We start from the raw sequence: 26092 nt of genomic DNA, 5'->3' as shown, positions 1-26092 counted from the left end.
GGGAGCAAGAACGGGCGGTCCGGCCCGTTCAGGTTCCGGTCGCCGCCCGCAGGCGGTCCCGCAGCTCGGTGAGGCGTTGGCGTGGTGTCGCAAGGGCTGTGTCGGAGGGTGCCCCGGCCGCGTGCTGCTCGGCACGGCGTACGGCGGCGGCGAGTTGCCGGTCGAGGGCGTCGAATGTGGCGGCGGCCTCCGTGCGGGCCGACTCGGCCGCGCCGCGCAGCCGGTCGCGGACGGTGTCACGGATCTCTCCGACGCGCTGGGCGACGACCCGTCGGGCCTCGGCCGCCGCCCGCCGTCCGCTCTCCTGTCCCGCGAAGTAGGTGCTGGCCGCACCGCCTGCCGCGCCGGCCGTCCCGAGCGCGAGGGCGAGGGCGAGCTGCGGGTCGTCGCTCGCCAGGATGGCCGCGCCGACACCGATCGCGGCGCCCACCGCGGCGCGCGACGGCCATGCGGAAAGGCCGCCCTGAGCCGGGCGATCAGCGGTGGGGTGCGCCGCGGCGCCGAGTCCTTCGAAGCCGACGGCAAAGCGTCCACCGCTCAACAGACGTTCCCTGCAGGGCGTTTCGCCCTCTGTGACGCCGTCGATCACTTCCCAGTCGAGCTCGTCGGCGAGGCGCACGAGGTCGCGGTGGTGCTCGGCTGTGCGGCGCGCGGCCAGTTCGCTCGTGGCCGCGGCCCATCTGCGCAGCTCCCGGTCCAACCGGTCTCGCACCGGCTGGGCGTGGCGCGGCTGGCGCCGGGCGGCCTCGCGCAGGGCGCTGAGCAGTTCCTGCTCCAAGACGTCCAGGGAGGCCTCCAGTTGCCGGGTCAGTGTGGCGCGGTCCTCGTCGAGCCGTTTGAGCCAGCGCCGGCGCAGTTCCCCGGCCTGCGTGCGCGCCCGGGTGAGCCGGCGGGCGGCCGTTCGGGCTTCGGTGGCGGGCTGCTGGTGCTCGGTGGTGTCGGCGGCGTGTTCCATGAGGTCCAGCAGGTGCGCCGCGCGGCGGGCCTGGAGCTCGGCACCCGCCGCGCCGGGGCCGTCCGACCATGTGGTCAGCCGGTCCGCGTCGCGGGCGAGTCGCGCGGCCAGGAACGCGGCGGGCTCGGCCGACGGATCGGCCCACAGCAGCACCCCGTACTCGGCGAGGTCCTGTCCGGCCCAGGCGAGCGGTGCGTCGGCGAACAGGGTGCGCCAGATGCCGCGCTGGACGAGGTCGAGGTCGTCGGGGCCGGTCAGGACCTCGGCGTGGCTCAGTACTGCGAGGCCGCTGCCGGCGGGCCTGCGCACAATGGCCGCGGCGGCCTCGACGGCGGCGGGCGTGAGCAGCTCACCGCAACGCAGCACGGCCAGGGCGCGGTTGGGGTACAGGGCGAGCCCGGCGTCGGCGTCGATGTCCTCCAGCGGGGTTACGCTGATCTGCGCCGCGCCGGGCCGTTCGGCCAGGCGGCAGCGCAGCTTCTCGGCCCCGCTGTCGCCGGCGGCGGCGAAGAACCGTACGGCCTGATCGTCGGCGGCGGGCAGAGCGGCGGCGAACTCCACGGCGGGGCGCCAGCCGCACTCCTGGGCCAGCGCGAGCGCGTCGGCGATGATCCGCTCGGCGGGCACGGGCTTGTCATCGGTCATCGGGGTGCACCTCCTGCGACGGGTCGATGCCGAGCCAGCCGAAGAAGTCCGGGGTGAGCGCCGCGTACCAGGGCAGCAGTTCGGCGCGGAGCACGAGCGGCAGCAGCTCACCCAGCTCGTCCCGCTCGGCGCGGGAGGCTGCCTCGCCGTACAGGAACCGGGGGGCGGCCTGCGCCATCACCTCGTCGAACATGCGCAGTTCCTCCCGTACGGAGGCGACCGGGCGGCCGACGGGGGCCAGGGTGAGGGGACCGGTGAGCGGGGCGCCGGTGAAGCTCGCCACGGCGGTGAGGTTGTAGGTGAGCAGGGCGTGCCGTTCAGCGTCGATGACCCACCAGCGGTCGGGGGCGCCGAGGATCTGCGGGCGGCCCGGCTCCCGGCGGGATGGCGCGGCGAAGGCGGCGTAACCGGGGCGTGCCCAGCGGAGGGTGGGCAGCGGAAGCGAGACGGTGTGCCCGACCGGCACCTCGTCACGGGTGAGCCGGTGCGTGGTGAACTCCTTGCGCACCTGGCCGTACGGCGTGGAACGGCCTGCGGCCGGCTGCTCGGGGCGGGAGCTGTTCACGGTGTCGTCCTCGTCGCTCGCTGATGCTGTTCTGCTGTCTCCGCCACATCCGTGGCCGTGCCGATCGTGTCACCGCGCCCGGTGCCGACCAGATCCGTGACGACGGCGAGCCCCCCGGCCTCCAGCCAGCCCCCCGTCAGGTCGGCGGCGCTGACGAAGCGGGCGTCCTGACCGGTGCCGCTGTCGTTGATGTAGAACCCCTGGATCCCCCCGGTGGCCGGGGCCCTGGCGACACCGGTGACCCGCACGGCATGGTTGGCCTGCCCGTAGTCCCAGTAGTCGGCGTCGTTCCACAGCACACCGGCGTTCGCGGCGATGATCGCGGCGCGGCCCTCTTCGAGCATCATCGCGAGCTCCTCCAAGGAGCGGTACTCCACGACGGCCGCAGGCACCCCGAGATCACTGAGGATCCGGGCCTGCTGCTCCATGGTGGTGCCGCCGCACTCCGCGGCGACGTCGGAGACGTGGCACAGGCCGTTGCGGACCGCGTGGTCGACCACGTCGTGCTCGGTGACCTCGACACCGAACCAGCGCAGTACGCCCTCGCAGGCGCACAGCCCGCAGGTGCCGAGGAAGCCGTAGTCGTTCTGGCCCTGGCGGTGTCCCGACTCGGCGGCACCCTCCACATCGCCGATGACCAGCGTCTCGCTGCCGTCCGGCAGGGTGTCCAGGTGGCGCGGGACATCGCTGTCTCGGACGAAAGCCACCTCGGGGCCACCTGGGGTGTCGGCCTCCCACAGGCGGGCCGGGATGCCCGTTTCCATGTGCTCCTCCCATCGGCCGGAAGAATCACTTGTTCAGACCCGAACGAGCAGCCCGCCTTACACATATGACGAATCATCAGGAAATTCGTCCCCCGCCCCGAAGTGAACCGTCCTGTGGAACTCGAGGCGGCGGACTACTCCAGGATCCTGAGGTGCGCGACGACCTTCCCGCAGGCGCCCCGCAGGGCGCTGCGCCAGCCTCGGGCCCGGTAGCCGGGCTGCTCGCGCAGTACCAGGGCACGGAAGGCCGCCTCCTCGGCGGGGCTCAGCGGATCGGGCGCCTGCGCGGCCGCTGCCGCGCAGGCGGCGGCGAGCGCCTCGGCCCCACCGCACTGCTCGGGCCGGCCCAGCAGAAGGAACACACGGAGCTTGGGCACGGCCCGGGTGTGTGCCACGGCGCAGTTGACGGCACCGACCCCGAGCCGTTCGGCGAGCAGCTCCCAGCCGTCATCGGGGCGGACCAGGCGGTGCCGCACCACCTGGTACTCCAACTCCCCGAGCACACCGGCGCGTCGGGCCTCCAGGACCGCATCGCCGATCCACGAGGTGTCGGCGCCACCCGTGGCCGGGTCGGCGACGAGCAGTGCCGCGGCCGTGTCGTCCCACCCGGCCTGCCGAACCCGCTCCGCGGCGGCCTCGCCGGCCATCCGGGCCGCCTCGCGCCGGGCTATCGCCATCACCCAGGTCAGGAACTGGGCATCGCCCCGGAAGGCCGGATACCCACGCCAGGCCCGCAGAGCCACCCGCTGTAACAGATCCTCGGCATCCTGCCTGTTGTGTGTGGCTCGGCGGCAGTACGCCCCGACCACCAGCCGCGCCTCACTCCAGGCCACGGCGAACTCCCGCTGCGAAACCGCCTTTGCCGGCATCGCCCACCCCCACGCGCCCCGCCTTCTCGCGAGCAGCAGAGTGCCGTACACGCATATGCGTAAGGAATGGTTCCGCGGACTGTTCCCGGAATTTGGCGGCGCACGTGAGGTCACCTCGCGCTTACTCGACCATGCGTTCCATCCGGAATCCAGGGAAAGGGAACATTCGTTCGCGCGGGGTGACAGTAAATGAAGTCCGGCAGTGGCTCTGTGCGGGATGGGGCGTCCTGTGCCATTCGGGTCAGGAAAGGCGCAGATCGATCCAAGGAATGGTTTCCCCCGGCAGCAGGTACCGCTCGATCTCGACGAACCCGTGCTTGTGTGCGAACCGCAGACCGTCCTCGTTGGAGGAAAGGACCACCGTTTCGATCAGCTTGGCGCCCAGCTCTCGTGCCCGGCTGAGCCCGCGCGCATAGAGCTCCTCACCGAACCCCCGCCCACGGTGAGTTGCGAGCACTCGGGCGATCACCGTGGCCGTCAGTGTGTCGTTCGACGGAGGGCGCACCGTGCTGCAGCCCACGAGGACGTCACCGAGGTACGCGACCTCCAGGTGGTGGCGCTGTGCGCGTTCCCGTACCTGGTCCATGGACAGCAGGTGCGTGGGGATGATCGCGTTGTGGACGTACTGCCAGTCCCTGAGCGTGACGTCATCGCCCGGCTGCTGGATACGAAGTTCAGACATCGCAGCAGAAGACCCGAGTACGCCTCGGACGTCAACTCCGTCTGTCCTGTAACGGGGCCCGGCGTCGTGCTCGGCAGGACCGGGTTCCATCACTCGTGCGCGATCGCCGCCAGCACGTTCAACCGCGAAGCGCGCAGCGCCGGCAGCAGGGCCGCCACGACGCCCACCACCGCCGAGCCGATCACGACGGCGACGATCGTGCTCCAGGGGAACGCCAGCGCCGTCAGCCCGCGCAGGGCCAGCACCTGCTGCATGCACACGCCCCACACGAGCCCCAGCGCCAGCCCGAGGACCGCGCCGAACACCGCGATCACCACCGACTCCAGCCGGATCATCCGGCGCAACTGCCGTCTCCCCAGCCCGATCGCGCGCAGCAGCCCGATCTCACGGGTGCGCTCCACCACCGACAGGGCGAGGGTGTTGACCACACCGAGCACGGCGATGACGATCGCCAGCCCGAGCAGCGCGTACACCAGGTAGAGCAGGACGGCGATCTGGTCGTGGACGAGCTGCTTGTAGTCGCTCTGGTTGCGCACCTGGACCTGCGGGAACGACCTCAGCGCCCGCTCCAGTCGCGGGCGCAGGTCCTGGGGTGCGGTTCCGGTGGCCGCGTTGACGTAGAGCGCGGCGTCCTGTGCCTGCGGCCCGTACTTCTCCAGGGTGGCGAGGCCGAAGTACAGGCCGCCCTGGGCGCCGAAGCCCTCGGCCGTCTCCTGCTTGGTGAGCGCGGCGACGGTCAGGTCGGTGTGCCGCCCGCCGGGGAACTCGACCGGGAGGACGCTGCCGACGCGCACGCCGTGGTCCCTGGCGAAGTCGGCGTCCATGGCGAGGTGACCGTCCGCCAGCGCCGCGGCCGAACCGCCCCGCGCGTAGGTGATGTGCACGACGTCGTCGAGCCGGGGGCCGTACGCGGCGGCCGCCGTCGTGACCCGGCCGCCGTGCGGCAGTTGTACGGCGACCTGGGTGAGCCGCTGCTCCACGACCAGCCCGACGCCGCGGGTGCGGGCGACGGTGTCCCGCACCTGTCTGGTGAACGGGGTGAAGTTGCTGTTCTGGACGATGAAGTCGGCGCCGAGCGTTTTGTCGATCTGCCGGTCGAACGACGCGGACATCGACGCGCTCGCCACCGACATCCCTCCGACCAGAGCCAGGCCCACCATGAGCGCGGCGGCGGTGGCGCCCGTACGACGCGGGTTGCGCAGGGCGTTGCGCTGGCTCATCAGGCCGACCGGGCCGAACAGTGCGGGGAAGGCCGCGCCCAGCACCCGGATCACCGGCCGCACCAGCAGCGGACCGGCGACCACGGTCGCGATCAGGGTCAGGGCCACGCCGACCCCGAGCAGCGAGGCGGCCTGGGCGGTCTTCGTGGCCGCCGCGCACCCGGCCAGCGCCGCGGCGCCGACCACCCCGATCACGGCACCCACGATCGCCCGCGTCCGCAGCGGCTTTCCGACACCCGCGACCTCGGCATCCACGAGTGCCGCCATCGGCGAGACGGCTGCCGCGCGCCGCGCGGGCAGATAGGCGGCCACGAACGTCACGCCGACACCGACGACGTACGCCGCGACGGGCGTGCCCCAGCCGATGACCATCTCCGTGGCCTTCAGGTTCATCCCGAACGCGCTCATCAGCCGGATCAGCCCCAGCGCCAGCCCGATCCCGGCCGCGAGGCCGAGCGTGGAACCGACCAGCCCGAGCAGCATCGCCTCGGTGAGCACCGAGCGCCGCACCTGCCGCCGGTCCGCGCCGAGCGCCCGCAGCAGGCCCAGTTCGCGGGTGCGCTGGGCGATCAGCATGGAGAAGGTGTTGACGATGAGGAACACGCCGACGAGGAGGGCGACACCCGCGAAGCCGAGCATCACGTACTTGATCACGTCCAGGAACGTGCCGAGGCTGGCCGCCGCCGACTTGGCCTGCTCGTTCGCGGTCTTCAGGTCGTAGGTGCCGGTGTCGATCGCCCGGCCGACTCGCCGTTTGAGCTCGGCGTCGGACACGCCCTTGGCCGCGTCCACCGCGATGCTGGTCGCCTTCGCGGCGGAACCGAGCAGTTCGCGGCCCGCCACGGCCGGGTCCAGGAAGACCAGGGCCGCGCCGGGGTTGGTGGTGGTGAACGTGGCGATGCCGACGACCCGCACCCGGAACGTGCCCGGCTGGGCCTCCACACTCAGCGTGTCGCCGATCCGTACGTGCTTCTTGCGTGCCGTGTCGGCGTCCAGCAGCGCCTCACCCGCCCCGTGCGGGGCGTGCCCGGAGGTGAGTCTCACCGGGCTGCGCTGGGTGACGTACCAGGCCAGCGCGATGGTCGGCGCGCCGGTGGTCGGGCCGACGGACCGGTTGCGGCCGTCGACCACGACGGCGTTCTGCACCGACACCTCGGCGCGGGCCGCCGCGACCCCGTCGACCCTCGCCACGCGGTCCCGCAGCGCGGCCGGCAGCGTCTGCACCGAACCGCTCACCCGGGCCGACCTCAGGTCCAGCTGTTTCGGCTGGACCGTCACATCGGCGGCGGTGGAGGCGAACAGCCGGTCGAACGTGCGCGTGACGGTGTCGGAGAAGATCAGACTGCCCGCGACGAACGCCACGGACAGGATCACGGCCAGCGCGGACAGCGCGAGCCGCCCCTTGTGCGCGAGGAAGCTCCTCAGGGTCGCCTTGAGCACCCGGTCAGTCCTCTCGGGCGGTGTCGTCGTAGCCGTCGCCGAGCCGGCCCCGGACCACGTCGAACCGTTTCATGCGTTCCAGTACGGCGTCCGCCGTCGGCCGTTCCATGTCGTCCACGATGCGCCCGTCGGCGAGGAAGAGCACCAGATCGGAGTGGGCGGCGGCGCCGGGGTCGTGGGTGACCATGACCACCGTCTGCCCCAGATCGTCCACCGCCTCGCGCAGGAAGCCCAGCACCTCGAGTCCGGCTCGCGAGTCGAGGTTGCCGGTCGGCTCGTCGGCGAAGATCAGCTCCGGCCGGGAGGCCAGCGCCCGCGCGCACGCCACCCGCTGCTGCTGGCCGCCGGAGAGCTGGGCGGGCCGGTGTGTGAGGCGGTCGCGCAGGCCGAGCGTGTCGATGACCTGGTCCAGCCAGCGCGGGTCGGGTTTGCGGCCCGCGATGTCCATGGGCAGGGTGATGTTCTCGGCGGCCGTCAGCGTCGGAATGAGGTTGAACGACTGGAACATGAACCCGACCCGGTCCCGCCTGAGCCGGGTCAGCTCGCGTTCCCGCAGCCCGGTGATCTCGGTGTCGCCCAGCCACACCTGGCCCGCCGACACGGTGTCGAGCCCCGCCAGACAGTGCATCAGCGTGGACTTCCCGGACCCCGAGGGCCCCATCACGGCGGTGAATCGGCCGCGCGCTATGCCGACGTCCACCGAGTCCAGGGCGATGACGGCCGTCTCGCCGGAGCCGTACGCCTTGGTCAGTCCGCGGGCGCGGGCCGCGACGGCGCCGTCCGGCGCGTGCTGCGCTGCTGGTGTGGACAAGGCCGCCTCCCGGTCGCCTGAACCGCCCGTCCCGGGCGAGCGTAGGCGACAAGCCGGCCCGGCGCACCGATTCGGTGCGCCCTTGCTTTGCTAGCACGGCGGCGCTAGCGTCGAGGCATGGCGAAGACCCAGCTGAACGTGCGCGTGGACGAGGGCACCGCCCGAGCGGCCCGCGAACGCGCCCTGGCCCGCGGTATCAGCGTCAACCGCTATATCGAAGAACTGGTCAGACAGGACACCGGCGAGGCCGGCCGTACGTTCGTCGAGGCCGCCGCCGACTTCATGAAGCAGTACGAGTCCGTGTTCGCCGAGGAGTTCACCGAGACCCGCGGCACCGGGGCCGGGGACGGCCGCTGATCCCTTGAACGAGCTCAGCATCGACCTCGCCTGGCTCCTCATGCTCGCCGAACAGAAGACGCCCGGGGACCCGCAGGTCACCGACTGGGGCGCGCTGGTCGCCGCCGTCGCCCGGCACCGTGCCGAGATATTCGGCGTGCCCGTCTACGACGACCCGCACACCCGCGCCGCCTCCCTGCTCCAACTGCTGATCCACCTGCCGGCGCTGGAGCGCTCCAACGCGCTGTTCGCCTCGGCGGTCGCCTACGCCTACCTGGTCGCCAGCGGCGAGAAGGTGGCCACCTCACCCGAGCAGGTGCGGGACCTCGCCCGGCTGGTGAAGCAGGGCGCGCCCGGCGTGGACGACATCGCGCGCGAGCTGCGCCGCTGGAGTCTGTGATCAGCGCGCGTCCGGCTCGTCCGGCCGCCAGGCGACCCCGAGCGCGCAGTACGAGGACGGCAGTGCCGGGCCGTTCTCCGGCATCAGCACCTGCCGCTGCGGGCCGAGCGTGAACCCGGCCTCGCGCAGCGCGGCCACCGGCTGCCGGGCCAGATGGCAGCCGCCGGTCAGGGTGGGCCACACCGTCCGGTCCAAGGTGGCCTGGGTCAGCGTCATCAGGCGGCCGCCGCCCTGGCCGTGCTCGAAGAACCGCACCTGACCGCCGGGTTTGAGCACCCGTCGTACCTCGCCCAGCGCTCGGGTCACATCCCGCACGCTGCACAGCACCAGGGACAGCACGGCCGCGTCGAAGGCCTCGCTCTTGACCGGCAGCGCCTCCGCCGCGCCCGGCACCACGTCGACCGGGACCTGGGCGCGCAGGGCCGACTCCAGCGCCAACTGCCGCAGCAGCGGCTCCGGTTCGATCGCGACGACCTCGGCGACGGTGCCCGGGTAGTGCGCGAAGTTCAGTCCGTTGCCCGCGCCGATCTCGATCACCCGCCCGGACAGCCCGGCGAGCAGCCGCTCCCGTATTCCGGCCATGCCCATCCGGGTCTCGGCGCTCACGCTGTACCGGGCGTAGAAACGGGCGAACAGGGGGTGGTGGACGGGGCTCCGCGCCACCTTGTCGGAGCCGGACAGCAGCCGCATGGCGAACCTCCCGGACGGACGGCCTAGGAAGAGTGTCCCCCGGAGAGGGCCACCGCACCCCCACCGCGCGTTCCCCCGCGCGAAGACGCGGTCAGGCGGGCTGCCACAGCTCGACCCGATTGCCCTCGGGGTCGGTGACCCAGCCGAATCGGCCGACACCCTCCATGTCCTGCGTCTCTTCGGCCACGTCCGCTCCCCTGGCGCGCAATTGCGCGAGCATCGCATCCAGGTCGCGGACCCGGAAGTTGAGCATGGTCTGCTGGGCGCGGGACCCGAAGTAGTCGGTCCCGGACTCGAAGGTCGCGAACACCGTCGGCCCGGCTCCCTGACGCCACAGGCCGTTCTCATCGGCGTCCAGGCCCAGGCAGTCGCGATACCACGCGTTCAGGGCAGCCGGGTCGGCGGCCCGCATGAAGTATCCGCCGATTCCAAGCACACGTTCCATGCCGCCATCTTGCCAGGACACCGATCCGGCGGTCGGCCGGAGGCGGGGGACGGGCCGGGATCCGGTGCTGCCCGGCACCGGCCCCGTACACCGGCCCGGTCTACGCTGCCACCCGCACCCGGAACGCCTCCGCGTCCCATGTGCCGTCCAGGCGGGGACCCAGCCACTCGGGGGCCGTCCCGCGGAAGGCGAGCGGTGGCAGCGCACCGGCCCCGGCGGGGATCGCGCCGAGGAGGGGGGCTCCGGCGACCTCCGGCAGGTCCGTCACGTTGCAGCGGGTGGCGAGGTCGGGGGAGTCGGGCCAGCTGCCGATCACCACACCGGCCAACTCCAGGTTCCGGCGCCGTAGTTCGAGTGCCGTCAGCTCGGTGGTGTTGAGGGTGCCCAGGCCCGCCTGGGCGACCACCAGCACCGGTGCGCCGAGCAGCCCGGCAGCGTCGGCCAGAGTGCCGCCGGCCGCGTCGAAGCGGACGAGCAGCCCGCCCGCCCCCTCGACCAGCACCAGATCGTGCTCGGTGGCCAGCTTGGCCGCCCGCTCGGCCACCTCGTGCGGGTGGACGGGGGCCATGCCCGCCCGCCGGGCCGCCGTGCCCGGCGCCAACGGCTCGGGGTAGCGGGCCAGTTCGGCGGTCGTGACCGGCCCCGCGAGCCGCGCGACCTCGTCGGCGTCCCCGCGCTCGTCCGGCCGTACACCCGTCTGTGCGGCCTTCAGCACGGCCACCGAGCGCCCGGCCGCGAGCGCCGCGGCGGCGACGGCGGCGGTGGTGACGGTCTTGCCGACCTCCGTGCCCGTGCCCGTGATCACCAGTACCGGCATGTCATCCCTCCCGCGCCGCGGCGCACACCGCACGCGCGATCCTCGCCACGTCCTCGTCCGAGGAGATGTACGGCGGCATCGTGTAGACCAGGTCGCGGAAGGGGCGCAGCCAGACGCCCTCCCGGACGGCGGCCGCGGTGGCCGCGGCCATGTCCACCTCGTGGTCGAGCTGGACGACACCGATCGCCCCGAGGACGCGGACATCGCGGACGCCCGGCAGCTCACGAGCAGGCGTGAGGCCTTCCCACAGGCCCGCCTCGATCCGCTTGACCTCCGCCCGCCAGTCCTGGCCCAGCAGGAGTTCGATGGACGCGCAGGCCACGGCCGCCGCCAGCGGGTTGCCCATGAACGTCGGTCCGTGCGCGAGCACCGGCACCTCGCCCCGCGAGATGCCGTCGGCGATCCGCGCGGTGCACAGCGTGGCCGCCAGCGTCAGATAGCCCCCGGTCAGCGCCTTGCCCACGCACATCACATCCGGGGTGACGCCCGCGTGCTCCGCCGCGAACAGCGCTCCGGTACGGCCGAAGCCGGTGGCGATCTCGTCGAGGACGAGCAGCACGTCGTGCGCGTCGCAGGCCTCGCGCAGCACCCGGAGATACGCGGGGGAGTGGAAGCGCATCCCGCCCGCGCCCTGCACCACCGGCTCCACGATCACCGCGGCCAGCTCGTCCGAGTGCCGGGCGATCAGTTCGCGCAGATGCTCCGCGTACGACTCCTCGTACTCCGTCGGCGGCGCGTCCGCGAAGACCTGACGCTGCAGTACGCCCGACCACAGCGCGTGCATCCCGCCCTCGGGGTCGCACACGGACATCGGGTTCCAGGTGTCGCCGTGGTAGCCGCCCCGCCAGGTCAGCAGCCGCTGCTTGCCGGGCCGGCCGAGCGAGCGCCAGTACTGCAGGCACATCTTCACCGCGACCTCGACCGACACCGAACCGGAGTCGGCCAGGAAGACGTGCTCCAGACCCTTTGGTGACATGTCGACAAGATGCTTCGCCAGCCGTACGGCGGGCTCGTGCGTGAGCCCGCCGAACATCACATGGCTCATCCGTCCGAGCTGGTCGTGCGCCGCCTCGTTGAGGACCGGGTGGTTGTAGCCGTGGATCGCCGACCACCAGGAGGACATGCCGTCCACCAACTCGCCCGAGCCGTCGGCGAGCCGCAGCCGGACCCCGCTCGCCGACTCCACGACGAGCGGTTCGGCGCGTCCGGGCATCGGGCCGTACGGATGCCACACATGCCGTCGGTCCAGCTCCAGCAGCTCGGGCACGCTCAGGCCGGGCAGCTCAGGCATTGGGCGCGAGGTCCGTTCCGGCGCCCCGGCGACGCACGGCCACGAGGTCGGTGCGCGGCTCCTGCGCGACGGGCGCGGCCGCCGTGCCGCACACGTCCCCGCCCTCGTGACCGCACGCGTCCGTGCCCTCGTGCGAGCCGCAGCCCTCGTGCGAGCCGCAGACCGATCCGCAGCCGGCCGCGGCCTCGACCCGGTGCTCCGGCAGCGTCACCTCGCCGGCGCCCTCCACCTCGAACCCGGCGTCCGCGATCATCTCCAGGTCGGCCTTGCCGGCCTGGCCCTCGCTGGTCAGGTAGTCGCCGAGGAAGATGGAGTTGGCGAGGTGCAGCGCGAGGGGCTGCATCGTGCGCAGGTGGACCTCACGGCCGCCCGCGATACGGACCTCCACGTCCGGGCAGACGAACCGGACCATCGCGAGGATCCGCAGACAGCGCTGCGGGGTGAGGTTCCACTCCTTGGCCAGCGGAGTGCCCTCGAACGGGATGAGGAAGTTCACCGGCACCGAGTCCGGATCCAGTTCGCGCAGCGAGAAGACCACGTCGACCAGGTCCTCGTCACTCTCGCCCATGCCCGCGATCAGACCGGAACAGGCGGACAGACCGGCCGCGTGCGCCTTCTGCACCGTGTCCACCCGGTCGGCGTACGTGTGCGTGGTCGTGATGTCCGCGTACGTCCCCTCGGACGTGTTGAGGTTGTGGTTGTAGGCGTCCGCGCCCGCCTCGCGCAGCCGCTCGGCCTGGCCGTCGGAGAGCAGCCCGAGGCAGGCGCACACCTCGACGTGCTCGTTCTCCTCCTTGATGGTCCGGATGGTCTCCGAGACCCGGTCCACGTCCCGGTCCGTCGGACCGCGCCCGCTGGCCACCAGACAGACCCGCTTGGCGCCTCCCGCGAGGCCCGCGGCGGCCGCCCGGGAGGCCTCGTCGGGCTTGAGCCAGGTGTACTTCAGGATGCCGGCCTTCGAGCCGAGCCGCTGGGAACAGTAGGAGCAGTCCTCCGGGCACAGGCCCGACTTGAGGTTCACCAGATAGTTGAGTTTCACGCGTCGCCCGAACCAGTGCCGGCGCACCTTTCCGGCCGCGGCCACCACATCGAGTACGTCGTCGTCGGAGGTGGCCAGAACGGCGAGCGCTTCCTCGCGGGTCGGCAGCTCGCGCCGAAGCCCCTTGTCCACCAGCGTGTTCAGCAGGTCCATGAGGTCCGATCCTGTCCTACGGGACCGCCCCGGGCCAAGGAGAGTTTGCACAACGGAGACGGTTCACCGTGTGGGTATTGCCACACCCTGGGCGGCTGGTCGTGCCGCTAGGGTCTGTCCGCTACCTACAAAAGCCCCGGAGGACCCATGGCGTTCGGCTGGATCGACGACCAGGCCGAGGCGCGCCGCCGCGCCGGACTCGTACGCACCCTGCGCCCACGCCCCGCCGTCTCACCCCTGCTGGACCTGGCCGGCAACGACTACCTGGGCCTCGCCCACCACCCCGAGGTCACCGAGGGGGCCGCCCGGGCCGCCCGGACCTGGGGCGGCGGCTCGACCGGCTCCCGGCTCGTCACCGGCACCACCGAGCTCCACACCGAGCTGGAGCGCGAGCTGGCCGCCTTCTGCGGCTTCGAGGCGGCGCTGGTCTTCTCCTCCGGCTACGCAGCCAACCTGGCCGCGGTCACCGCGCTCGGCCCGCACGGCTCGCTGATCGTCTCCGACGCCGGCAACCACGCCTCCCTCATCGACGGCTGCCGGCTCGCCCGGGGCGCGCGGCAGGTCGTGGGGCACGCCGACCCCGAGGCGGTGCGCAAGGCTCTGGCCGGCCATCAGGGGCCGGCGATCGTCGTGTCCGACACCGTGTTCTCCGTCGACGGGGACAAGGCCCCGCTGGCCGAGCTGGCCGAGGCGTGCCGGGAGCGCGGCGCGGGACTGGTCCTGGACGACGCGCACGGGCTCGGGGTGCTGGGCGACGGCGGCCGGGGCGCACCGCACGCCGCCGGTCTCTCGGGCGCGGCGGACGTGGTGGCCACGGCCACCCTGTCCAAGTCGCTGGGCAGCCAGGGCGGAGTGGTGCTCGGCCCGGCGCGGGTGATCGACCATCTGGTCAACGCGGCCCGGACCTTCATCTTCGACACGGGGCTGGCCCCGGCGGCGGCCGGCGCGGCGCTCGCCGCACTGCGGCTGCTCCTGCGCGAACCGGAGCGCGCGGCGCGTGCCCGTGGGGTGGCCGCGGACCTGCACGCACGGCTGACGGCCGCGGGTCTGGACGCAGTGCGTCCGGACGCGGCGGTGGTCTCCGTGCGGGCTCCGTCCCCGGAACAGGCGGTGCGCTGGGCGGCCGACTGCCGTACCGCGGGGCTGGCCGTGGGCTGTTTCCGTCCTCCTTCCGTGCCCGACGGCATCTCACGGCTGCGGCTGACCGCCCGCGCGGACCTGTCCGGGGCCGAGATCGAACGCGCTGTACGTGTGATCGGCGAAACGCGACCATGAGTCGGCGTGACACGGCCGTGCTTCGCGCCCGGTCGTCTTCGGTCAGAGGGCGGTGAGGAAACCGGCCCAGCTCTCGGCGGAGACGAGCAGCGCGGGTCCGGCCGGGTTCTTCGAGTCGCGCACGGCGAGCAGCCCGGCCCCCGGGCCGGAGCGCGGCCGGGCCGTCTCCACGCAGTTGTTGGCTCCCGTGCTGTAGCTGCTGCGCAGCCAGCGCACGTCGTGCAGGTCGGTACTGGCAGGGACGTTCCGAGGCAGTGCTGGCATGGTGCCTCCTTACGCGCCGTCACCTATCCCGGCGATGTAGTCCAACGTGTCCTCGGGTGAGAGGGCGTGCATCCGAAGGGTGTCGAAGGCCTCCGAGTAGGCCATGAGGTCTTCTTTCCGCTCCAGGTAGAGGCTACTCGTCAACTGGTCGAGAACAACCACGTCCAGATCAGAAGTGCTCGGAAATGAGAAGATAACGAAAGGCCCGGTGAGGCCGACATGCGCTCCCGCGGTGAACGGCAGTACCTGGATCCGGACTTGGGGCAGCCGGGCCGCCTCCGTCAGCCGCTCCAGCTGCCGGGCCATCACCTCGGGGCCGCCGACCTCGCGCCGCAGCACCGCCTCGTCCAGCACCGCGCTCAGCTCCAGCGGCGGGTCGACGCGAAGCACGTCCTGCCTGGCCAGGCGCACCTCCACCAGCGCGTCCAGGCCGTCCTCGTCCAGGTCCTTCACGGCCGCCCGGGTCACCGCGCGGGCGTACTCGGGCGTCTGCAGCAGGCCGGGTACGACCGTGGTCTCCAGGGTGCGCATCGTGCTCGCCTGCGACTCCAGGCTGATGAAGTCCCGGTACGTGGGCGGCAGCACCCCGCGATAGGCGTGCCACCAGCAGTGCCGGTCGCCCGTCTCCTCGGAACCCGCCAGCATCAGCAGCAACTCGCGCAGTTGCCCGTCCCGCACCTCGTAGGCGTCGAGGAGTAACCGCACATCGGCCGGCTTCACACCGCTGGCACCGGTCTCGATACGGCTGACCTTCGACTGGTGCCAGCCGACCAGCCGGGCCGCCTCACCGCTCGTGAGCCCAGCGCCGGTACGCAGCGTGCGCAGTTCGGCGCCCAGTTTGCGACGGCGCACTGCCGGCCCGTTCTGCATGGGCTCCTCCTTACTCCTTCCGGGCCGCCCAAATACGGTCTCTCGTCGTAGAGTTCACCGCTTTGGGCGACAGATATATGCATATCCTGGTGGATCGCTCCCCGTGACCGGTCCCGTGATGGCAGTCTGACGAGCGAGCACCAGTCCGGGACCGTACTCGACCATCCGGCTCCGTGTCGGACTGCGGTCCCGCCGGAAAGGGACGACCTCGCCATGGCAGACCATCTGGAAGCATCCGTCACTCTGCCGAGCGATCCCGCCTCGGTCTCCGCCGCCCGCACGTATGTCGTGGGCACGCTCGCGGAGTGGGGCCTGCCGTCGGACACCGACGTGGCCGACACCGTGCGGCTCATCGTCTCCGAACTCGCCACGAACGCCGTACAGCACACCTTCGGTCAGTCACCCACCTTCACGGTCGACATCGCGCTGGACCGTGACGAACATCTGCGCATCGGCGTCACGGACAGTCATCCGCGCTTTCCGAAGAGACTGCCCGCCGCCGTCCAGCAGGACAACGGCCGCGGCATGGTCATCATCCGCTGGCTCACCGCGGAGTGCGGCGGCAAACTCCGGGTCCGCCCGACCCGCGAGGGTGGCAAGACGGTCTCCATCGAACTCCCGTGGATCCTCCCGCCCGAGCCGGTCCCGGCAGCGGTCCCACAGGAACCGTAGCCCTCTCAGCGGGGGTGCGGTGGGGAGAGTGCTCTCTCCGGGCCACTTCGAGCCAGGTCGGGAGCTCGGGGGCGCGGAAGAGCTCGGGGCGGCGAAGGAGGCGGGAGCGAGGGGTGTGGGTGCGACGAGACCTTGGGCGGCGAGGAGCCGGAGGGGGCTGGGTCTCCGGGGCGTCCGGGATGACGGGCCGGGTGGTGGCGACGGGCTGGGAGCAACGGGTCGGGGACGGTGGGCTATGGAGCGGGGGGCGTCGGGCGGGGGTGACGGGGCGGGAGGTCGGGTGCGGGTGTGTGTGGGTGGGTGCGATGAGCTCGTGGGCGGCGAGGGGCCGGAGCGGCTGGGTCGTCGGGGATGACGGGCTGGGTGGGTCGTCGGGGGCGGTGGGCTATGGAGCGGGGTTGGGGGCGTCGGGCGGGGGTGACGGGGCTGAGGGGTGTGGGTGCGACTGGCTCGTGGGCGGCCAGGGGCCGGAGGGGGCTGGGCCGCGGGGGATGACGGGGCGCGTGGTGGCGGCGGGCTGGGAGCCGGCGTGGCCGAATCGCTCCGAGGCCGCCTGTCCCGGACCTGGCCCTGCTGTGGCCGGCGGCCCGGCGGAGCGGTCATCCGGGAGCCGCGGGTCGCCACGCCGTCCGAGCGCCGCCTCGCGACCGCTCCAGCCGGCCGCGCCGGGCGAACCGCGGAAGTCCCGGCACCGCTGCACCTCCTCGGCTGCGGCCGCCTCGCCCACCCCCGAAGTACCCGAGTCGCGTCGGCCCCGCCCCTCACCTACTGGCCCAGCCCCGGCACCTGACGCCCTCAGCCCCTCGTCGCCCGGAAAGTGGCCGACTCCGTGGCCGCGCTCAAGACCCCGGGGTCGGCCGACTTGGCGCAGATCAAGCCACCCAGGGCCGCGCCAGCCGGACGCAAACCCGTCGTGGGACGCCATGAGCCCCTGGCTGCCTGGGCGCTCAAGCCCCCGGTGACCGTCCCGCCCGGCCGAAGGCCCCCCGTAGCGGGGCGCGGAAGGCGTCCGCCGCCGGTGTGGACTCGTCGGGGCGGTAGGCCACCGAGATGGTGCGGTGCAGGCGGCCCGCTTCCAACGGGCGTACTCCGACCGGTGTGGATGCCGTGCGAGCCACCATCTCGGGGACGACGGTCACCCCGAGCCCGGCGCTGACGAGGGCGCAGACCACGGCGTATCCGGGGGTGGGTACCAGCAGGGCCGGTGTGGCGCCCGCGTCGGACAGTTGGGCCTCGATCTCCCGGCGGGCCGGATGGTGCGGGGCCGTGCTGATCAGTGGCCGGCCGGCCGGCTCCGCCAGGGGCAGCCGGGACGAGGTGCTGCTCAGGGCGTGTCCGGGCGCGGTCACCAGCACCAGTTCCTCCACCAGGACCGGCTCCAGACGCACCGACGACGGTACGGGGGAGGGCTCGGCCGGGTGGTAGGTGTGGGTCAGGGCCAGGTCCACCTCGCCGGCCGCCACGGCTGTGACCCCGGTCGGCGGGTCGTAGTCCGCGACCGACAGTGTCACGTCCGGATGCGCCCGGCGGAACGCGCTCAGCGCCGGCGGCAGCAGATGCACCCCGGCGGTCGGGAAGGTGCCGAGCCGCAGGGCGCCGCCGGTGAGGCCGGTCAGCCGGGCCAGCTCGTGCCGGGCCCGCTCCAGTTCGTCCAGCACCCGGCGGGCCCGTGCCACGAGCATCTCGCCCGCCTCGGTCAGCCGGGCCCCGCGATGGTGCCGGACCAGCAGTGCGGTACCGGCCTCCCGCTCCGGTTCGGCCAATTGCTGGGAGAGGGCGGGCGGCGTGTAGCCGAGCCGGTCGGCGGCCCGGGTGATGGAGCCGGCCTCCGCGACGGCCACCACCACGGCCAGTGGCTTGGCCGGGGCAGTCTGGCGCATGGACGGACAGCTCATCGCCTTCACCGGGATCGCCGCCGGACTGGTCGCCATGCCGGGCGCCGACTTCACCGTGGTCGTACGCAACGCGTTGGTCTCGCGCCGGGCCGGCGCGGTCTGCGCACTCGGCATCGCGGGCGGACTCCTGGTGCACACCACCCTGGCGGTGGCCGGTGTCGCGGCCGTGCCGGTGGCCGTGCCCGCACCGTTCCGGGCGTTGCAGCTGCTGGGCGGCGCCTATGTGCTGCAGCTCGGGGTGCGCAGGCTGTGGTCACTGCGCGGGGTCGTCCAGGCGCCCGAGGAGAGGCTGGCCGAGGAGAGGGCGGCCGAGGAGAGGGCGGCCGAGGAGAGGGCGGCCGAGCCGACGCACCCCCTCCGGCAGGGCTTCGTCACCAACGTCCTCAATCCGAAGGCCTCGCTGACCTTCCTCAGCCTGCTGCCGCAGTTCGTGCCCGTCGGCAGTCCCGTGCTGCCCCGGACACTGCTGCTCGCGCTCATCGTGTGCGCGCTGGCACTGGTGTGGTTCCAGGTGGTCGCGCTGCTGGTCGACCGGCTGGGCAGATGGCTGCGCCGGCCCCGGGCCGCCCGTGGGCTCCAGGCGGGCACCGGGGTGGCTCTGACGGTACTGGGAGCGGCCCTGCTGCTGGAGCCGCTCCTGCGCTGACGGTGAGTCAGCCGGCCTGTCCCGGCAGGCGAGTCAGCCGACCTGTTCCAGCAAGCAGGTCAGCCGGCCATCAGGCAGACCGGCCGGCCTGCCTGCCTGCCGTAGCGGACCGGGTCAGCTCACCCGGCCGTACCAGACGCTGTTGGTCCAGATCTTCTGGAGCCGCACCACGTCCCCGGTCCTCGGCGCGTGCCAGAGCTTTCCGTGCCCGGCGTAGATGCCGACGTGGTAGACGTAGGAACCCGAGTGGAAGAACACCAGGTCACCGGCCTTGCGTTGGCCGGCGGAAATGTGGTGCGTCTTGTTGTACTGCTGGGCGGCGGTACGCGGCAGGGTCTTGCCCGCCTTCTTGAACGAGTAGAGCGTCAGCCCCGAGCAGTCGAACCTGCGCGGCCCGGTGGCCCCGTACTGGTACGGGGACCCCTCCTTGGAGGCCGCGACCTGCAGTGCTTTTGTCGCGAGCGTCGCGGCCGAGGCATCGGTGGCGAGACCGGGTACCGCGATCGAGCCGCCGACGGCGGCGAGGGTGAGGGCCGAGGCCGTGCCGGCCCGGGCCATGAGCGACGGGACACGATTAGGCGCAGTCATGCGCAACCCTTCGTCAGCCGCCTGTGAAGGATGACCTGTCGGATTCGGGCTGGCGAAGTTGCCCGGCCGCGTTACCGCGGCTTCACCCCAAGGGCTGCTCGGAACGTCCGGCCGTCTGCGACGAACAGACGAACATCCGTTCCGGCGACCCGCCTTGCTCGGGTCCTCCACTCCTGCCGATCCACTCCTGTCGACCGGTCGTCCGGGCGGCGGCAGGACTCGGCGTCCGCCCGGACCGCCCCGCCGCGGTGGCGGGGGCTTGTCGTCAGTCAGGGATCTTCACGCACACCGGTCCGAAAATCCCAATACCTGAGGAGATTTGTGGCGTTACTCACCACTCACCCGTTCGGGTGGACAGTGTGGCGTTCGAGGCATCGTCAGGTCCCGGACGTAGCCCCGGACCTGGGGCGAAGCGCTTTCCCGTGAACGGCGAACCCGCGTGGAGCGCAACTCGGAAGGCGCCGAGAACGATCTGGATATACACCGGTCGGCGGTACATCGTTCGGGCCGTTTCAAGTCCGGTCCGAGCGGCGCCTGTCGACATCCGGGTCCCGTCCGGCCGGTCCGGCGTCCGGATCAGCCCACGTCGTCGGGCGGGAGCGCGACGCGCGCGGTACGGCGTTCACCGTCCAGCACCCGCAAGGCCCGTGCCAGCGTGTCCCCGTGCAGCTCCGTCTCGCCTCGCCGGTGCATCAACGCGAGGGCGTCACGCAGCTCTGCGGCCTTGCGCACCAGGGCCTGGGCGGCCCGCAGCCCGCGATAGGTGTCCCCGCCGTGCGCGGGATTGACGCGGCCCAGCAGGTCGGCGGCCTCCAGGTAACGATCGATCAGATCGCCCTCGGCCCGCGTCAGTGCGGGCAGTGGCGGCAGGTCCGGCAGCATCGGCGGCTCACCTCGCGTCCGGTGCGCCGGGGGTGCTCCGCCGACCGGGAACGACGGCGTCCACCAGGCCGTAGGCCACCGCCGCGGGGGCGTCCAGGACCAAGTCCCGCGCCAGGTCGCGGCGTACCCGCTCGGCCGTGCGCCCGGTGTGCCGTACCAGCATCTCCTCCGTCAGCGCGCGGACCCGGGCCAACTCGTCGGCCTGGATGAGCAGGTCGCTGGTGTGGCCCTGCACCGGCTCGGCGAGCTGGGGCTGGGAGAGGACCATGCGCGCGCCGGGCAGGGCGAACCGCTTGCCCGGCGTGCCGGCCGCGAGCAGCAGCGCGGCGTGGGAGGCGGCCTGCCCCAGGCAGTAGGTGGCCACGTCGCAACTGACGTACCGCATCGTGTCGTAGACCGCCGTCAGTGCGCTGAACGAGCCACCGGGGGAGTTGACGTACAGCGTGATGTCCCGGTCCGGGGCCGCGTGTTCGAGGTACATGAACTGTGCCATCACGTCGTTCGCGGCCGCGTCGTCCAGCGGGGTGCCGAGGAAGACGATCCGGTCCTCGAAGAGCTTGCCGTAGGGGTCGAGCGTGCGGACACCGCCGCTGGTGCGCTCGGTGAACTCGGGCAGGACGTGACGGGCGAACGCTCGGGACAGGGACATAGGGCACCCCTTCTCATCGCACGGCCTCTGACGGGCTCGGCTTCTGTAAAAAATGTACAGGATGTACGTGACGTTATGATGGGGGCATGTCCTACGAGATTCCGGTGACGCAAGCCAGGGCTGAGCTCGCCGACCTGATCAACCGCGTCGTGTACGGCGGTGAGCGCGTCGTCGTGACGCGGCACGGCAAGCCGCTGGTCGCGCTGGTCTCGGCCGCCGACCTGGAGCGGCTGGACGCCCTCGAGGAGCCGGCCGGGGAGCAGGTCGTCAGCTCGGTCTCGGGTATCCGTGAGGCCGGTTCCGCCGCGCGCGAACAGCGGCGGTTCGGGATCGCCGCCGAGCATCGCGGTCCCGGCGTGTCCTGACCGCGCCGCGTATCGGCGATCCCGTCGCGCGGGTCATCGGTGGATCAAGGTCTGGTTAACGTGGCTGAAACTCCGGCGTTCTAGCCTGCCGATCCACGCCATCAGGGGCTTTTCTGCCCGGATTGAGGACGATCCGGGGATTTGTCTGCGTGTTACACCTATCCCCGTTGCGATGGCTGCGGCAACCGGACCCCGCACGGTCCGGAGCAAGGACTGTGAGGTGGGACGTGCAACTGACCCCGCACGAGCAAGAAAGGCTGCTGATCCACGTGGCGGCCGACGTGGCCGAGAAGCGCAGGGCCCGTGGGCTCAGGCTCAACCACCCGGAGGCGGTCGCCCTCATCACGTCGCACATCCTCGAGGGCGCGCGTGACGGCCGTACGGTCGCCGAGCTCATGTCCTCCGGTCGCAAGCTCCTCACCAGGGACGACGTCATGGACGGGGTCCCCGAGATGATCCACGACGTCCAGGTCGAGGCCACCTTCCCGGACGGCACCAAGCTCGTCACCGTCCACGAGCCGATCATCTGAGGGGGCCGCGATGATTCCCGGAGAGATCCTGTTCGCGGACGATCCCGTCCTCGTCAACGAGGGCCGCGCGATCACCCGCCTCACCGTCCTCAACGCCGCCGACCGGCCGGTCCAGGTCGGCTCCCACTACCACTTCGCCGAGGCGAACCCAGGCCTGGAGTTCGACCGTGCCGCCGCCCGCGGCAAGCGGCTGAACGTCGCCGCGGGCACCGCCGTGCGCTTCGAGCCCGGCATCCCCGTCGACGTCGAGCTCGTCCCCCTCGCCGGCGCCCGGATCGTGCCGGGGCTGCGCGGGGAGACCGGAGGTGCCCTCGATGCCTGAGATCTCGCGTGGCGCCTACGCCGATCTGTTCGGGCCCACCACCGGTGACCGTATCCGGCTCGCCGACACCGACCTGCTGATCGAGATCGAGGAGGACCGCTCCGGCGGACCCGGCATCTCCGGCGACGAGGCGGTGTTCGGCGGCGGCAAGGTCATCCGCGAGTCCATGGGCCAGTCCCGCGCCACCCGCGCCGACGGCACCCCCGACACGGTGATCACCGGTGCCGTCGTCGTCGACCACTGGGGCGTCGTCAAGGCCGATGTCGGCATCCGTGACGGCCGCATCACCGCGATCGGCAAGGCCGGCAACCCGGACACCATGGACGGCGTCCACCCCGACCTGGTCATCGGCCCCGAGACCGAGATCATCGCCGGCAACGGGCGGATCCTCACCGCCGGCGCCATCGACGCGCACGTCCACTTCATCTGCCCCCAGATCGCCGACGAGGCGCTGGCCTCCGGCATCACCACGCTGGTCGGCGGCGGCACCGGCCCCGCCGAGGGCTCCAAGGCCACCACCGTCACGCCCGGTCCCTGGCACCTCGCCCGGATGTTCGAGGCGATGGAGGCCTACCCGGTCAACGTGGGCTTCCTCGGCAAGGGCAACACCGTCTCCCAGGAGGCGATGCTCTCCCAGATCCGGGGCGGCGCGGCCGGCCTGAAGCTGCACGAGGACTGGGGCTCCACCCCGGCCGTCATCGACGCCGCGCTGACCGTCGCGGACCGCACGGGCATCCAGGTCGCCATCCACACGGACACCCTGAACGAGGCCGGTTTCGTCGGCGACACCCTCGCCGCGATCGCGGGCCGGGGCATCCACTCGTACCACACCGAGGGTGCCGGCGGCGGGCACGCGCCGGACATCATGACCGTGGTCTCGCAGCCCAACGTGCTGCCCAGCTCCACCAACCCGACCCGGCCCTACACCGTCAACACCGCCGAGGAACACCTCGACATGCTGATGGTGTGCCACCACCTCAACCCCGCCGTCCCCGAGGACCTGGCGTTCGCCGAGTCCCGGATCCGGCCGTCCACCATCGGCGCGGAGGACGTCCTGCACGACCTCGGCGCGATCTCGATCATCTCCTCCGACTCCCAGGCCATGGGGCGCGTCGGCGAGGTCATCCTGCGCACCTGGCAGACGGCTCATGTGATGAAGCGCAGGCGTGGCGCGCTGCCCGGTGACGGACGCGCGGACAACCAGCGCGTGCGTCGCTATGTCGCCAAATACACCATCAACCCCGCGCTCGCCCAGGGTCTCGCCGCCGAGATCGGCTCGGTCGAGACCGGCAAACTCGCCGACCTGGTGCTGTGGGAGCCCGCGTTCTTCGGCGTCAAACCGCAGCTCGTGCTCAAGGGCGGGCAGATCGCCTACGCGCAGATGGGCGACGCCAACGCCTCCATCCCCACCCCGCAGCCGATCCTGCCCCGCCCGATGTACGGCGCGACCGGCCGGGCCCCGGCCGCCAACTCGGTGAACTTCGTGGCCCCGTTGGCGATCGAGGACGGGCTGCCGGAGCGGCTCGGGCTCGGCAAACGGTTCACGGCGATCGCGTCCACGCGTGCGGTGACCAAGGCCGACATGCGGGAGAACGACGCCCGGCCCGACGTCCGGATCGACCCCGACAGCTTCGCCGTGCACATCGACGGCGAGCTGGTGGAGGCGACTCCGGCCGCCGAACTGCCCATGGCCCAGCGCTACTTCCTCTTCTGACGGTGTCGTGATGTCACGCGCGGCACTCCTCGTCCTGGCCGACGGCCGCTTCCCCGCCGGAGGACACGCGCACTCCGGCGGGGCGGAGGCCGCCGTCAAGGCGGGCCGGATCACCTCCGCCGCGGGCCTGGAGGACTTCTGCCGGGGCCGGCTGCACACCGCCGGGCTGGTCGCGGGCGCGCTGGCGGCGGCCGCCGTACTCGGCGTGGTTCCGGGCGAGCTGGACGCGGCGGCGGACGCCCGTACGCCGTCACCCACACTGCGGACCGCTGCGCGCAGGCTGGGACGGCAGCTGCTGCGGGCCGCCCGAGCGAGCTGGCCGTCTGTCGAACTCGACGCGCTGGCACGGGAGTTCCCCAAGGGCGCCCATCAGCCCGTCGTGCTCGGCATGGCCGCCCGGGCGGCCGGACTCGCCCCGCAGGACGCGGCCTACTGCGCGCTCTACGAGAGCGTCAGCGGACCGGCCACGGCCACGGTACGACTGCTGAGCCTGGACCCGTTCGACGCGACGGGCGTACTGGCCCGGCTGGCGCCGGAGCTGGACCGCGTCGCGGACCGGGCCGTCGAGGCGGCGCGGAAGGCGGCCGCCGAGGGCAGCGACGCGCTGCCCGCCGGTTCGGCACCGCTGCTGGAGGTCATGGCGGAGGAACACGCCGCATGGCCGGTGCGACTGTTCGCTTCATGATCTTGCCCGCCCGTCCGCCCGTCCGCCCGTCCGCCCGTCCGCCCGCCCCTCTCCGCCCGTCCACCCGTCCGCCCGGATCGCCTGGTTCAAGGGTGACCGTTCGCGGTCCCAAGCCCTCCCGCACACGTGATCCGGCCTCTCGCCCCCACAGGAGCCGTACCCATGCACCTCGACCACACCCACTCCGGCCCCGCCGCCCTCAGCGCCGACGCGCACCGGCCCGACGGCTCGCGTCGCGCCCTGCGCATCGGGCTCGGCGGGCCCGTCGGGTCCGGGAAGACCGCGACCGTCGCGGCGCTCTGCCGGGCCCTGCGCGACGAACTGTCGCTGGCCGTCGTCACCAACGACATCTACACCCGTGAGGACGCCGAGTTCCTGCTCCGCGAGGCCGTGCTGCCGCCCGAGCGGATCACGGCCGTGGAGACCGGCGCCTGCCCGCACACCGCGATCCGCGACGACATCTCCGCCAACCTCGAAGCCGTGGAGGACCTGGAGGACGCCGTCGGCCCGCTGGACCTGATCCTCGTCGAGTCCGGCGGCGACAACCTCACCGCGACCTTCTCCAAGGGGCTCGTGGACGCGCAGATCTTCGTGATCGACGTGGCCGGCGGTGACGACATCCCGCGCAAGGGCGGCCCCGGTGTCACCACCGCCGACCTGCTCGTCGTCAACAAGACCGACCTCGCGCCCCACGTCGGATCCGACCTCGCCCGGATGGCCGCCGACGCCAAGGCCCAGCGGGCCGAACTCCCGGTGGTCTTCCAGTCGTTGCGCGGCGAGCCCGGCGTCGCCGCCGTGGCCGCCTGGGTGCGCGAGCGGCTCGCCGCGTGGACGGCATGACGGCCACCGGGGTCCGGGCGGACGCGCGGATCGTGGCCCGGGCCGACGGCCGGGGCGGCACCGTGCTTCCCGTACTGGACAGCGACGGCCCGCTGGCCCTGCGCCGGACCCGGTCCGGCGGCCGCGAGGCGAGGGTCATGGTCGTCGGCGCGATGAGCGGCCCGCTCGGCGGCGACCGGTTCTCGCTCACGGCGAGCGTGGCCGAGGGCGCCCGGCTGCGCGTCGGCTCCACCGCCGCCACCCTCGCCCTGCCCGGGCAGGCCAAGGAAGAGGCCCGCTACGACGTGCGGCTCGACGTGGCCGACGACGCCGAACTGCACTGGCTCCCCGAGCAGTTGATCTCGGCCCGCGGCAGCGACCTGTACGTCACCACCCGCGCCGAACTCGCCGCCGGAGCCCGGCTCGTGCTGCGCGAGGAGCAGGTGCTCGGCCGGGCGGGAGAGGAACCCGGGCGACTCACCAGCAGGCTGACGGTACGGGTCGCGGGCCGTACGGTGCTGGACCAGGAACTGGCCTGCGGGCCCGGGGCGCCGGGGGGCTGGGACGGACCGGCGGTGCTGGCGGGGCGCCGCGCGGTGGGCCAACTGGTCGTCGTGCGCCCGGAGTTCGCGGGTCATCCGGTCGAGCCCCGGCTGCTGGGCGAGTGCGCGGCCCTGATGCCTCTGGCCGGCCCGGCAGTCCTGGTCAGCGCGGTGGCACCGGACGCACTGCGCCTGCGTCGAGTCCTGGACGAGGCACTGACCCGCCTCGGCTGAAGTCCGCTTCTCCCCACC

Annotated in this window: 30 protein-coding genes; 12 read left to right on the top strand and 18 right to left on the bottom strand. The window is 72.5% G+C overall.

Going from position 1 to position 26092, the window contains the following annotated elements:
• Positions 1-28 precede the first annotated feature (28 nt).
• The 7 genes from ACWDEN_RS17005 to ACWDEN_RS16975 all read right to left on the bottom strand — a co-directional run bounded on the left by ACWDEN_RS17005 (position 29) and on the right by ACWDEN_RS16975 (position 7951).
• Entirely contained in the window at positions 29-1600 is a 1572-nt protein-coding gene (locus ACWDEN_RS17005) for a hypothetical protein (protein WP_450859530.1), read from the bottom strand.
• Entirely contained in the window at positions 1590-2165 is a 576-nt protein-coding gene (locus ACWDEN_RS17000; protein WP_351613345.1) for a hypothetical protein, read from the bottom strand. The genes ACWDEN_RS17005 and ACWDEN_RS17000 overlap by 11 nt, the downstream gene beginning before the upstream one ends.
• On the bottom strand, positions 2162-2929 hold the full coding sequence (locus ACWDEN_RS16995) for a hypothetical protein (protein WP_450859529.1): 768 nt from the start codon (positions 2927-2929) through the stop codon (positions 2162-2164). Before ACWDEN_RS16995 ends, ACWDEN_RS17000 begins: the two co-directional genes overlap by 4 nt.
• A 134-nt stretch (positions 2930-3063) precedes the next feature.
• A complete protein-coding gene (locus ACWDEN_RS16990; RefSeq protein ID WP_450859528.1) occupies positions 3064-3762 on the bottom strand; it encodes a sigma-70 family RNA polymerase sigma factor in 699 nt (232 codons plus the stop codon).
• Between the two features lie 277 nt (positions 3763-4039).
• Positions 4040-4480 (bottom strand): GNAT family N-acetyltransferase, encoded by a 441-nt coding sequence (locus tag ACWDEN_RS16985; RefSeq protein WP_351607882.1) that lies wholly within the window; start codon positions 4478-4480, stop codon positions 4040-4042.
• 89 nt (positions 4481-4569) lie between these two features.
• Positions 4570-7140 (bottom strand): ABC transporter permease, encoded by a 2571-nt coding sequence (locus tag ACWDEN_RS16980; RefSeq protein ID WP_450859527.1) that lies wholly within the window; start codon positions 7138-7140, stop codon positions 4570-4572.
• A 4-nt stretch (positions 7141-7144) separates the two neighbouring features.
• A complete protein-coding gene (locus ACWDEN_RS16975) occupies positions 7145-7951 on the bottom strand; it encodes an ABC transporter ATP-binding protein (RefSeq protein ID WP_450859526.1) in 807 nt (268 codons plus the stop codon).
• A 117-nt stretch (positions 7952-8068) separates the two neighbouring features.
• Between ACWDEN_RS16975 and ACWDEN_RS16970 the strand changes: the two genes are divergently transcribed.
• Together ACWDEN_RS16970 and ACWDEN_RS16965 are read left to right on the top strand one after the other, a co-directional pair.
• Entirely contained in the window at positions 8069-8308 is a 240-nt protein-coding gene (locus ACWDEN_RS16970) for a toxin-antitoxin system HicB family antitoxin (RefSeq protein ID WP_351607875.1), read from the top strand.
• A 4-nt stretch (positions 8309-8312) separates the two neighbouring features.
• Complete coding sequence (locus ACWDEN_RS16965) at positions 8313-8687, top strand: fic family toxin-antitoxin system, toxin component (protein WP_351607872.1); 375 nt, start codon at positions 8313-8315, stop codon at positions 8685-8687.
• Here the strand turns inward: ACWDEN_RS16965 and ACWDEN_RS16960 are convergent, their stop codons facing one another.
• From ACWDEN_RS16960 to bioB, 5 genes are all read right to left on the bottom strand, one after another.
• Entirely contained in the window at positions 8688-9377 is a 690-nt protein-coding gene (locus ACWDEN_RS16960) for a class I SAM-dependent methyltransferase (RefSeq protein ID WP_351607871.1), read from the bottom strand.
• A 91-nt stretch (positions 9378-9468) separates the two neighbouring features.
• Positions 9469-9822 carry a VOC family protein gene (locus ACWDEN_RS16955; protein WP_450859525.1) on the bottom strand — a complete coding sequence of 118 codons (354 nt, stop codon included), beginning with the start codon at positions 9820-9822 and terminating at the stop codon, positions 9469-9471.
• 100 nt (positions 9823-9922) lie between these two features.
• Positions 9923-10639 carry a dethiobiotin synthase gene (bioD, locus tag ACWDEN_RS16950; protein ID WP_351607866.1) on the bottom strand — a complete coding sequence of 239 codons (717 nt, stop codon included), beginning with the start codon at positions 10637-10639 and terminating at the stop codon, positions 9923-9925.
• Position 10640: 1 nt separating this feature from the next.
• Entirely contained in the window at positions 10641-11930 is a 1290-nt protein-coding gene (locus ACWDEN_RS16945) for an adenosylmethionine--8-amino-7-oxononanoate transaminase (protein WP_351607863.1), read from the bottom strand.
• Complete coding sequence (gene bioB, locus ACWDEN_RS16940) at positions 11923-13122, bottom strand: biotin synthase BioB (RefSeq protein WP_351607860.1); 1200 nt, start codon at positions 13120-13122, stop codon at positions 11923-11925. The genes ACWDEN_RS16945 and bioB overlap by 8 nt, the downstream gene beginning before the upstream one ends.
• Positions 13123-13269: 147 nt before the next feature.
• On the opposite strand from bioB, the gene ACWDEN_RS16935 reads away from it, so the two are divergent.
• A complete protein-coding gene (locus ACWDEN_RS16935) occupies positions 13270-14397 on the top strand; it encodes an 8-amino-7-oxononanoate synthase (protein ID WP_450859524.1) in 1128 nt (375 codons plus the stop codon).
• Between the two features lie 42 nt (positions 14398-14439).
• Here the strand turns inward: ACWDEN_RS16935 and ACWDEN_RS16930 are convergent, their stop codons facing one another.
• Both ACWDEN_RS16930 and ACWDEN_RS16925 read right to left on the bottom strand, forming a co-directional pair.
• Positions 14440-14661: a DUF397 domain-containing protein gene (locus ACWDEN_RS16930; protein ID WP_351607854.1), complete on the bottom strand. Its 222-nt coding sequence runs from the start codon at positions 14659-14661 to the stop codon at positions 14440-14442.
• Between the two features lie 9 nt (positions 14662-14670).
• Positions 14671-15531 carry a helix-turn-helix domain-containing protein gene (locus ACWDEN_RS16925; protein WP_351607851.1) on the bottom strand — a complete coding sequence of 287 codons (861 nt, stop codon included), beginning with the start codon at positions 15529-15531 and terminating at the stop codon, positions 14671-14673.
• A 213-nt stretch (positions 15532-15744) separates the two neighbouring features.
• On the opposite strand from ACWDEN_RS16925, the gene ACWDEN_RS16920 reads away from it, so the two are divergent.
• Positions 15745-16203 (top strand): ATP-binding protein, encoded by a 459-nt coding sequence (locus ACWDEN_RS16920; RefSeq protein WP_351607849.1) that lies wholly within the window; start codon positions 15745-15747, stop codon positions 16201-16203.
• Between the two features lie 947 nt (positions 16204-17150).
• On the opposite strand, the gene ACWDEN_RS16915 is transcribed toward ACWDEN_RS16920, so the two are convergent.
• The gene (locus ACWDEN_RS16915; protein ID WP_450859523.1) at positions 17151-18083 is read right to left on the bottom strand and encodes a LysR family transcriptional regulator; all 933 of its coding nucleotides are present in this window, start codon (positions 18081-18083) and stop codon (positions 17151-17153) included.
• On the opposite strand from ACWDEN_RS16915, the gene ACWDEN_RS16910 reads away from it, so the two are divergent.
• Positions 18082-18744: a LysE family translocator gene (locus ACWDEN_RS16910; protein ID WP_450859522.1), complete on the top strand. Its 663-nt coding sequence runs from the start codon at positions 18082-18084 to the stop codon at positions 18742-18744. The two genes, ACWDEN_RS16915 and ACWDEN_RS16910, sit on opposite strands and share 2 nt — an antisense overlap.
• A 114-nt stretch (positions 18745-18858) precedes the next feature.
• On the opposite strand, the gene ACWDEN_RS16905 is transcribed toward ACWDEN_RS16910, so the two are convergent.
• From ACWDEN_RS16905 to ACWDEN_RS16895, 3 genes are all read right to left on the bottom strand, one after another.
• Entirely contained in the window at positions 18859-19332 is a 474-nt protein-coding gene (locus ACWDEN_RS16905) for a C40 family peptidase (protein ID WP_351607846.1), read from the bottom strand.
• A 576-nt stretch (positions 19333-19908) separates the two neighbouring features.
• Positions 19909-20214, bottom strand: coding sequence for a hypothetical protein (locus tag ACWDEN_RS16900; protein ID WP_450859521.1), 306 nt, complete (start codon positions 20212-20214; stop codon positions 19909-19911).
• Positions 20215-20221: 7 nt separating this feature from the next.
• A complete protein-coding gene (locus tag ACWDEN_RS16895) occupies positions 20222-20857 on the bottom strand; it encodes an ATP-dependent Clp protease proteolytic subunit (RefSeq protein WP_450859583.1) in 636 nt (211 codons plus the stop codon).
• 92 nt (positions 20858-20949) lie between these two features.
• On the opposite strand from ACWDEN_RS16895, the gene ACWDEN_RS16890 reads away from it, so the two are divergent.
• From ACWDEN_RS16890 to ACWDEN_RS16860, 7 genes are all read left to right on the top strand, one after another.
• Positions 20950-21228, top strand: a complete 279-nt coding sequence (locus tag ACWDEN_RS16890) for a type II toxin-antitoxin system Phd/YefM family antitoxin (protein WP_351607841.1) — start codon at positions 20950-20952, stop codon at positions 21226-21228.
• A 227-nt stretch (positions 21229-21455) separates the two neighbouring features.
• Positions 21456-21758: an urease subunit gamma gene (locus ACWDEN_RS16885; RefSeq protein ID WP_093479411.1), complete on the top strand. Its 303-nt coding sequence runs from the start codon at positions 21456-21458 to the stop codon at positions 21756-21758.
• Positions 21759-21768: 10 nt separating this feature from the next.
• Positions 21769-22080, top strand: coding sequence for an urease subunit beta (locus tag ACWDEN_RS16880; RefSeq protein ID WP_351607838.1), 312 nt, complete (start codon positions 21769-21771; stop codon positions 22078-22080).
• Entirely contained in the window at positions 22073-23794 is a 1722-nt protein-coding gene (locus ACWDEN_RS16875; RefSeq protein WP_450859520.1) for an urease subunit alpha, read from the top strand. Before ACWDEN_RS16880 ends, ACWDEN_RS16875 begins: the two co-directional genes overlap by 8 nt.
• A gap of 10 nt (positions 23795-23804) precedes the next feature.
• Positions 23805-24479: an urease accessory protein UreF gene (locus ACWDEN_RS16870; protein ID WP_450859519.1), complete on the top strand. Its 675-nt coding sequence runs from the start codon at positions 23805-23807 to the stop codon at positions 24477-24479.
• A gap of 162 nt (positions 24480-24641) precedes the next feature.
• Entirely contained in the window at positions 24642-25319 is a 678-nt protein-coding gene (gene ureG, locus ACWDEN_RS16865) for an urease accessory protein UreG (protein ID WP_351607832.1), read from the top strand.
• Positions 25316-26074 carry an urease accessory protein UreD gene (locus tag ACWDEN_RS16860; protein ID WP_450859518.1) on the top strand — a complete coding sequence of 253 codons (759 nt, stop codon included), beginning with the start codon at positions 25316-25318 and terminating at the stop codon, positions 26072-26074. The genes ureG and ACWDEN_RS16860 overlap by 4 nt, the downstream gene beginning before the upstream one ends.
• Positions 26075-26092: the final 18 nt, after the last annotated feature.

The organism is Streptomyces sp. NPDC001153 (assembly GCF_053598315.1).
Note: the sequence above shows the minus strand (reverse complement) of the source record. Positions and strands in the feature narration are given on the sequence as shown.

Bases quoted from the DNA above. Each gene is read 5' to 3' on its own strand.
- ACWDEN_RS16860 (WP_450859518.1), top strand. From the start codon at position 25,316: ATGACGGCCACCGGGGTCCGGGCGGACGCGCGGATCGTGGCCCGGGCC.
- bioD (WP_351607866.1), bottom strand. From the start codon at position 10,639: ATGCCGGTACTGGTGATCACGGGCACGGGCACGGAGGTCGGCAAGACC.
- ACWDEN_RS16915 (WP_450859523.1), bottom strand. From the start codon at position 18,083: ATGCGCCAGACTGCCCCGGCCAAGCCACTGGCCGTGGTGGTGGCCGTC.
- ACWDEN_RS16955 (WP_450859525.1), bottom strand. From the start codon at position 9,822: ATGGAACGTGTGCTTGGAATCGGCGGATACTTCATGCGGGCCGCCGAC.
- ACWDEN_RS16970 (WP_351607875.1), top strand. From the start codon at position 8,069: ATGGCGAAGACCCAGCTGAACGTGCGCGTGGACGAGGGCACCGCCCGA.
- ACWDEN_RS16945 (WP_351607863.1), bottom strand. From the start codon at position 11,930: ATGCCTGAGCTGCCCGGCCTGAGCGTGCCCGAGCTGCTGGAGCTGGAC.
- ACWDEN_RS16890 (WP_351607841.1), top strand. From the start codon at position 20,950: ATGTCCTACGAGATTCCGGTGACGCAAGCCAGGGCTGAGCTCGCCGAC.
- ACWDEN_RS16925 (WP_351607851.1), bottom strand. From the start codon at position 15,531: ATGCAGAACGGGCCGGCAGTGCGCCGTCGCAAACTGGGCGCCGAACTG.
- ureG (WP_351607832.1), top strand. From the start codon at position 24,642: ATGCACCTCGACCACACCCACTCCGGCCCCGCCGCCCTCAGCGCCGAC.
- ACWDEN_RS16995 (WP_450859529.1), bottom strand. From the start codon at position 2,929: ATGGAAACGGGCATCCCGGCCCGCCTGTGGGAGGCCGACACCCCAGGT.
- ACWDEN_RS16875 (WP_450859520.1), top strand. From the start codon at position 22,073: ATGCCTGAGATCTCGCGTGGCGCCTACGCCGATCTGTTCGGGCCCACC.
- ACWDEN_RS16930 (WP_351607854.1), bottom strand. From the start codon at position 14,661: ATGCCAGCACTGCCTCGGAACGTCCCTGCCAGTACCGACCTGCACGAC.
- ACWDEN_RS16910 (WP_450859522.1), top strand. From the start codon at position 18,082: ATGGACGGACAGCTCATCGCCTTCACCGGGATCGCCGCCGGACTGGTC.
- ACWDEN_RS16905 (WP_351607846.1), bottom strand. From the start codon at position 19,332: ATGACTGCGCCTAATCGTGTCCCGTCGCTCATGGCCCGGGCCGGCACG.
- ACWDEN_RS16960 (WP_351607871.1), bottom strand. From the start codon at position 9,377: ATGCGGCTGCTGTCCGGCTCCGACAAGGTGGCGCGGAGCCCCGTCCAC.
- bioB (WP_351607860.1), bottom strand. From the start codon at position 13,122: ATGGACCTGCTGAACACGCTGGTGGACAAGGGGCTTCGGCGCGAGCTG.
- ACWDEN_RS16870 (WP_450859519.1), top strand. From the start codon at position 23,805: ATGTCACGCGCGGCACTCCTCGTCCTGGCCGACGGCCGCTTCCCCGCC.
- ACWDEN_RS16985 (WP_351607882.1), bottom strand. From the start codon at position 4,480: ATGTCTGAACTTCGTATCCAGCAGCCGGGCGATGACGTCACGCTCAGG.
- ACWDEN_RS16935 (WP_450859524.1), top strand. From the start codon at position 13,270: ATGGCGTTCGGCTGGATCGACGACCAGGCCGAGGCGCGCCGCCGCGCC.
- ACWDEN_RS16900 (WP_450859521.1), bottom strand. From the start codon at position 20,214: ATGCTGCCGGACCTGCCGCCACTGCCCGCACTGACGCGGGCCGAGGGC.
- ACWDEN_RS16920 (WP_351607849.1), top strand. From the start codon at position 15,745: ATGGCAGACCATCTGGAAGCATCCGTCACTCTGCCGAGCGATCCCGCC.
- ACWDEN_RS17005 (WP_450859530.1), bottom strand. From the start codon at position 1,600: ATGACCGATGACAAGCCCGTGCCCGCCGAGCGGATCATCGCCGACGCG.
- ACWDEN_RS16880 (WP_351607838.1), top strand. From the start codon at position 21,769: ATGATTCCCGGAGAGATCCTGTTCGCGGACGATCCCGTCCTCGTCAAC.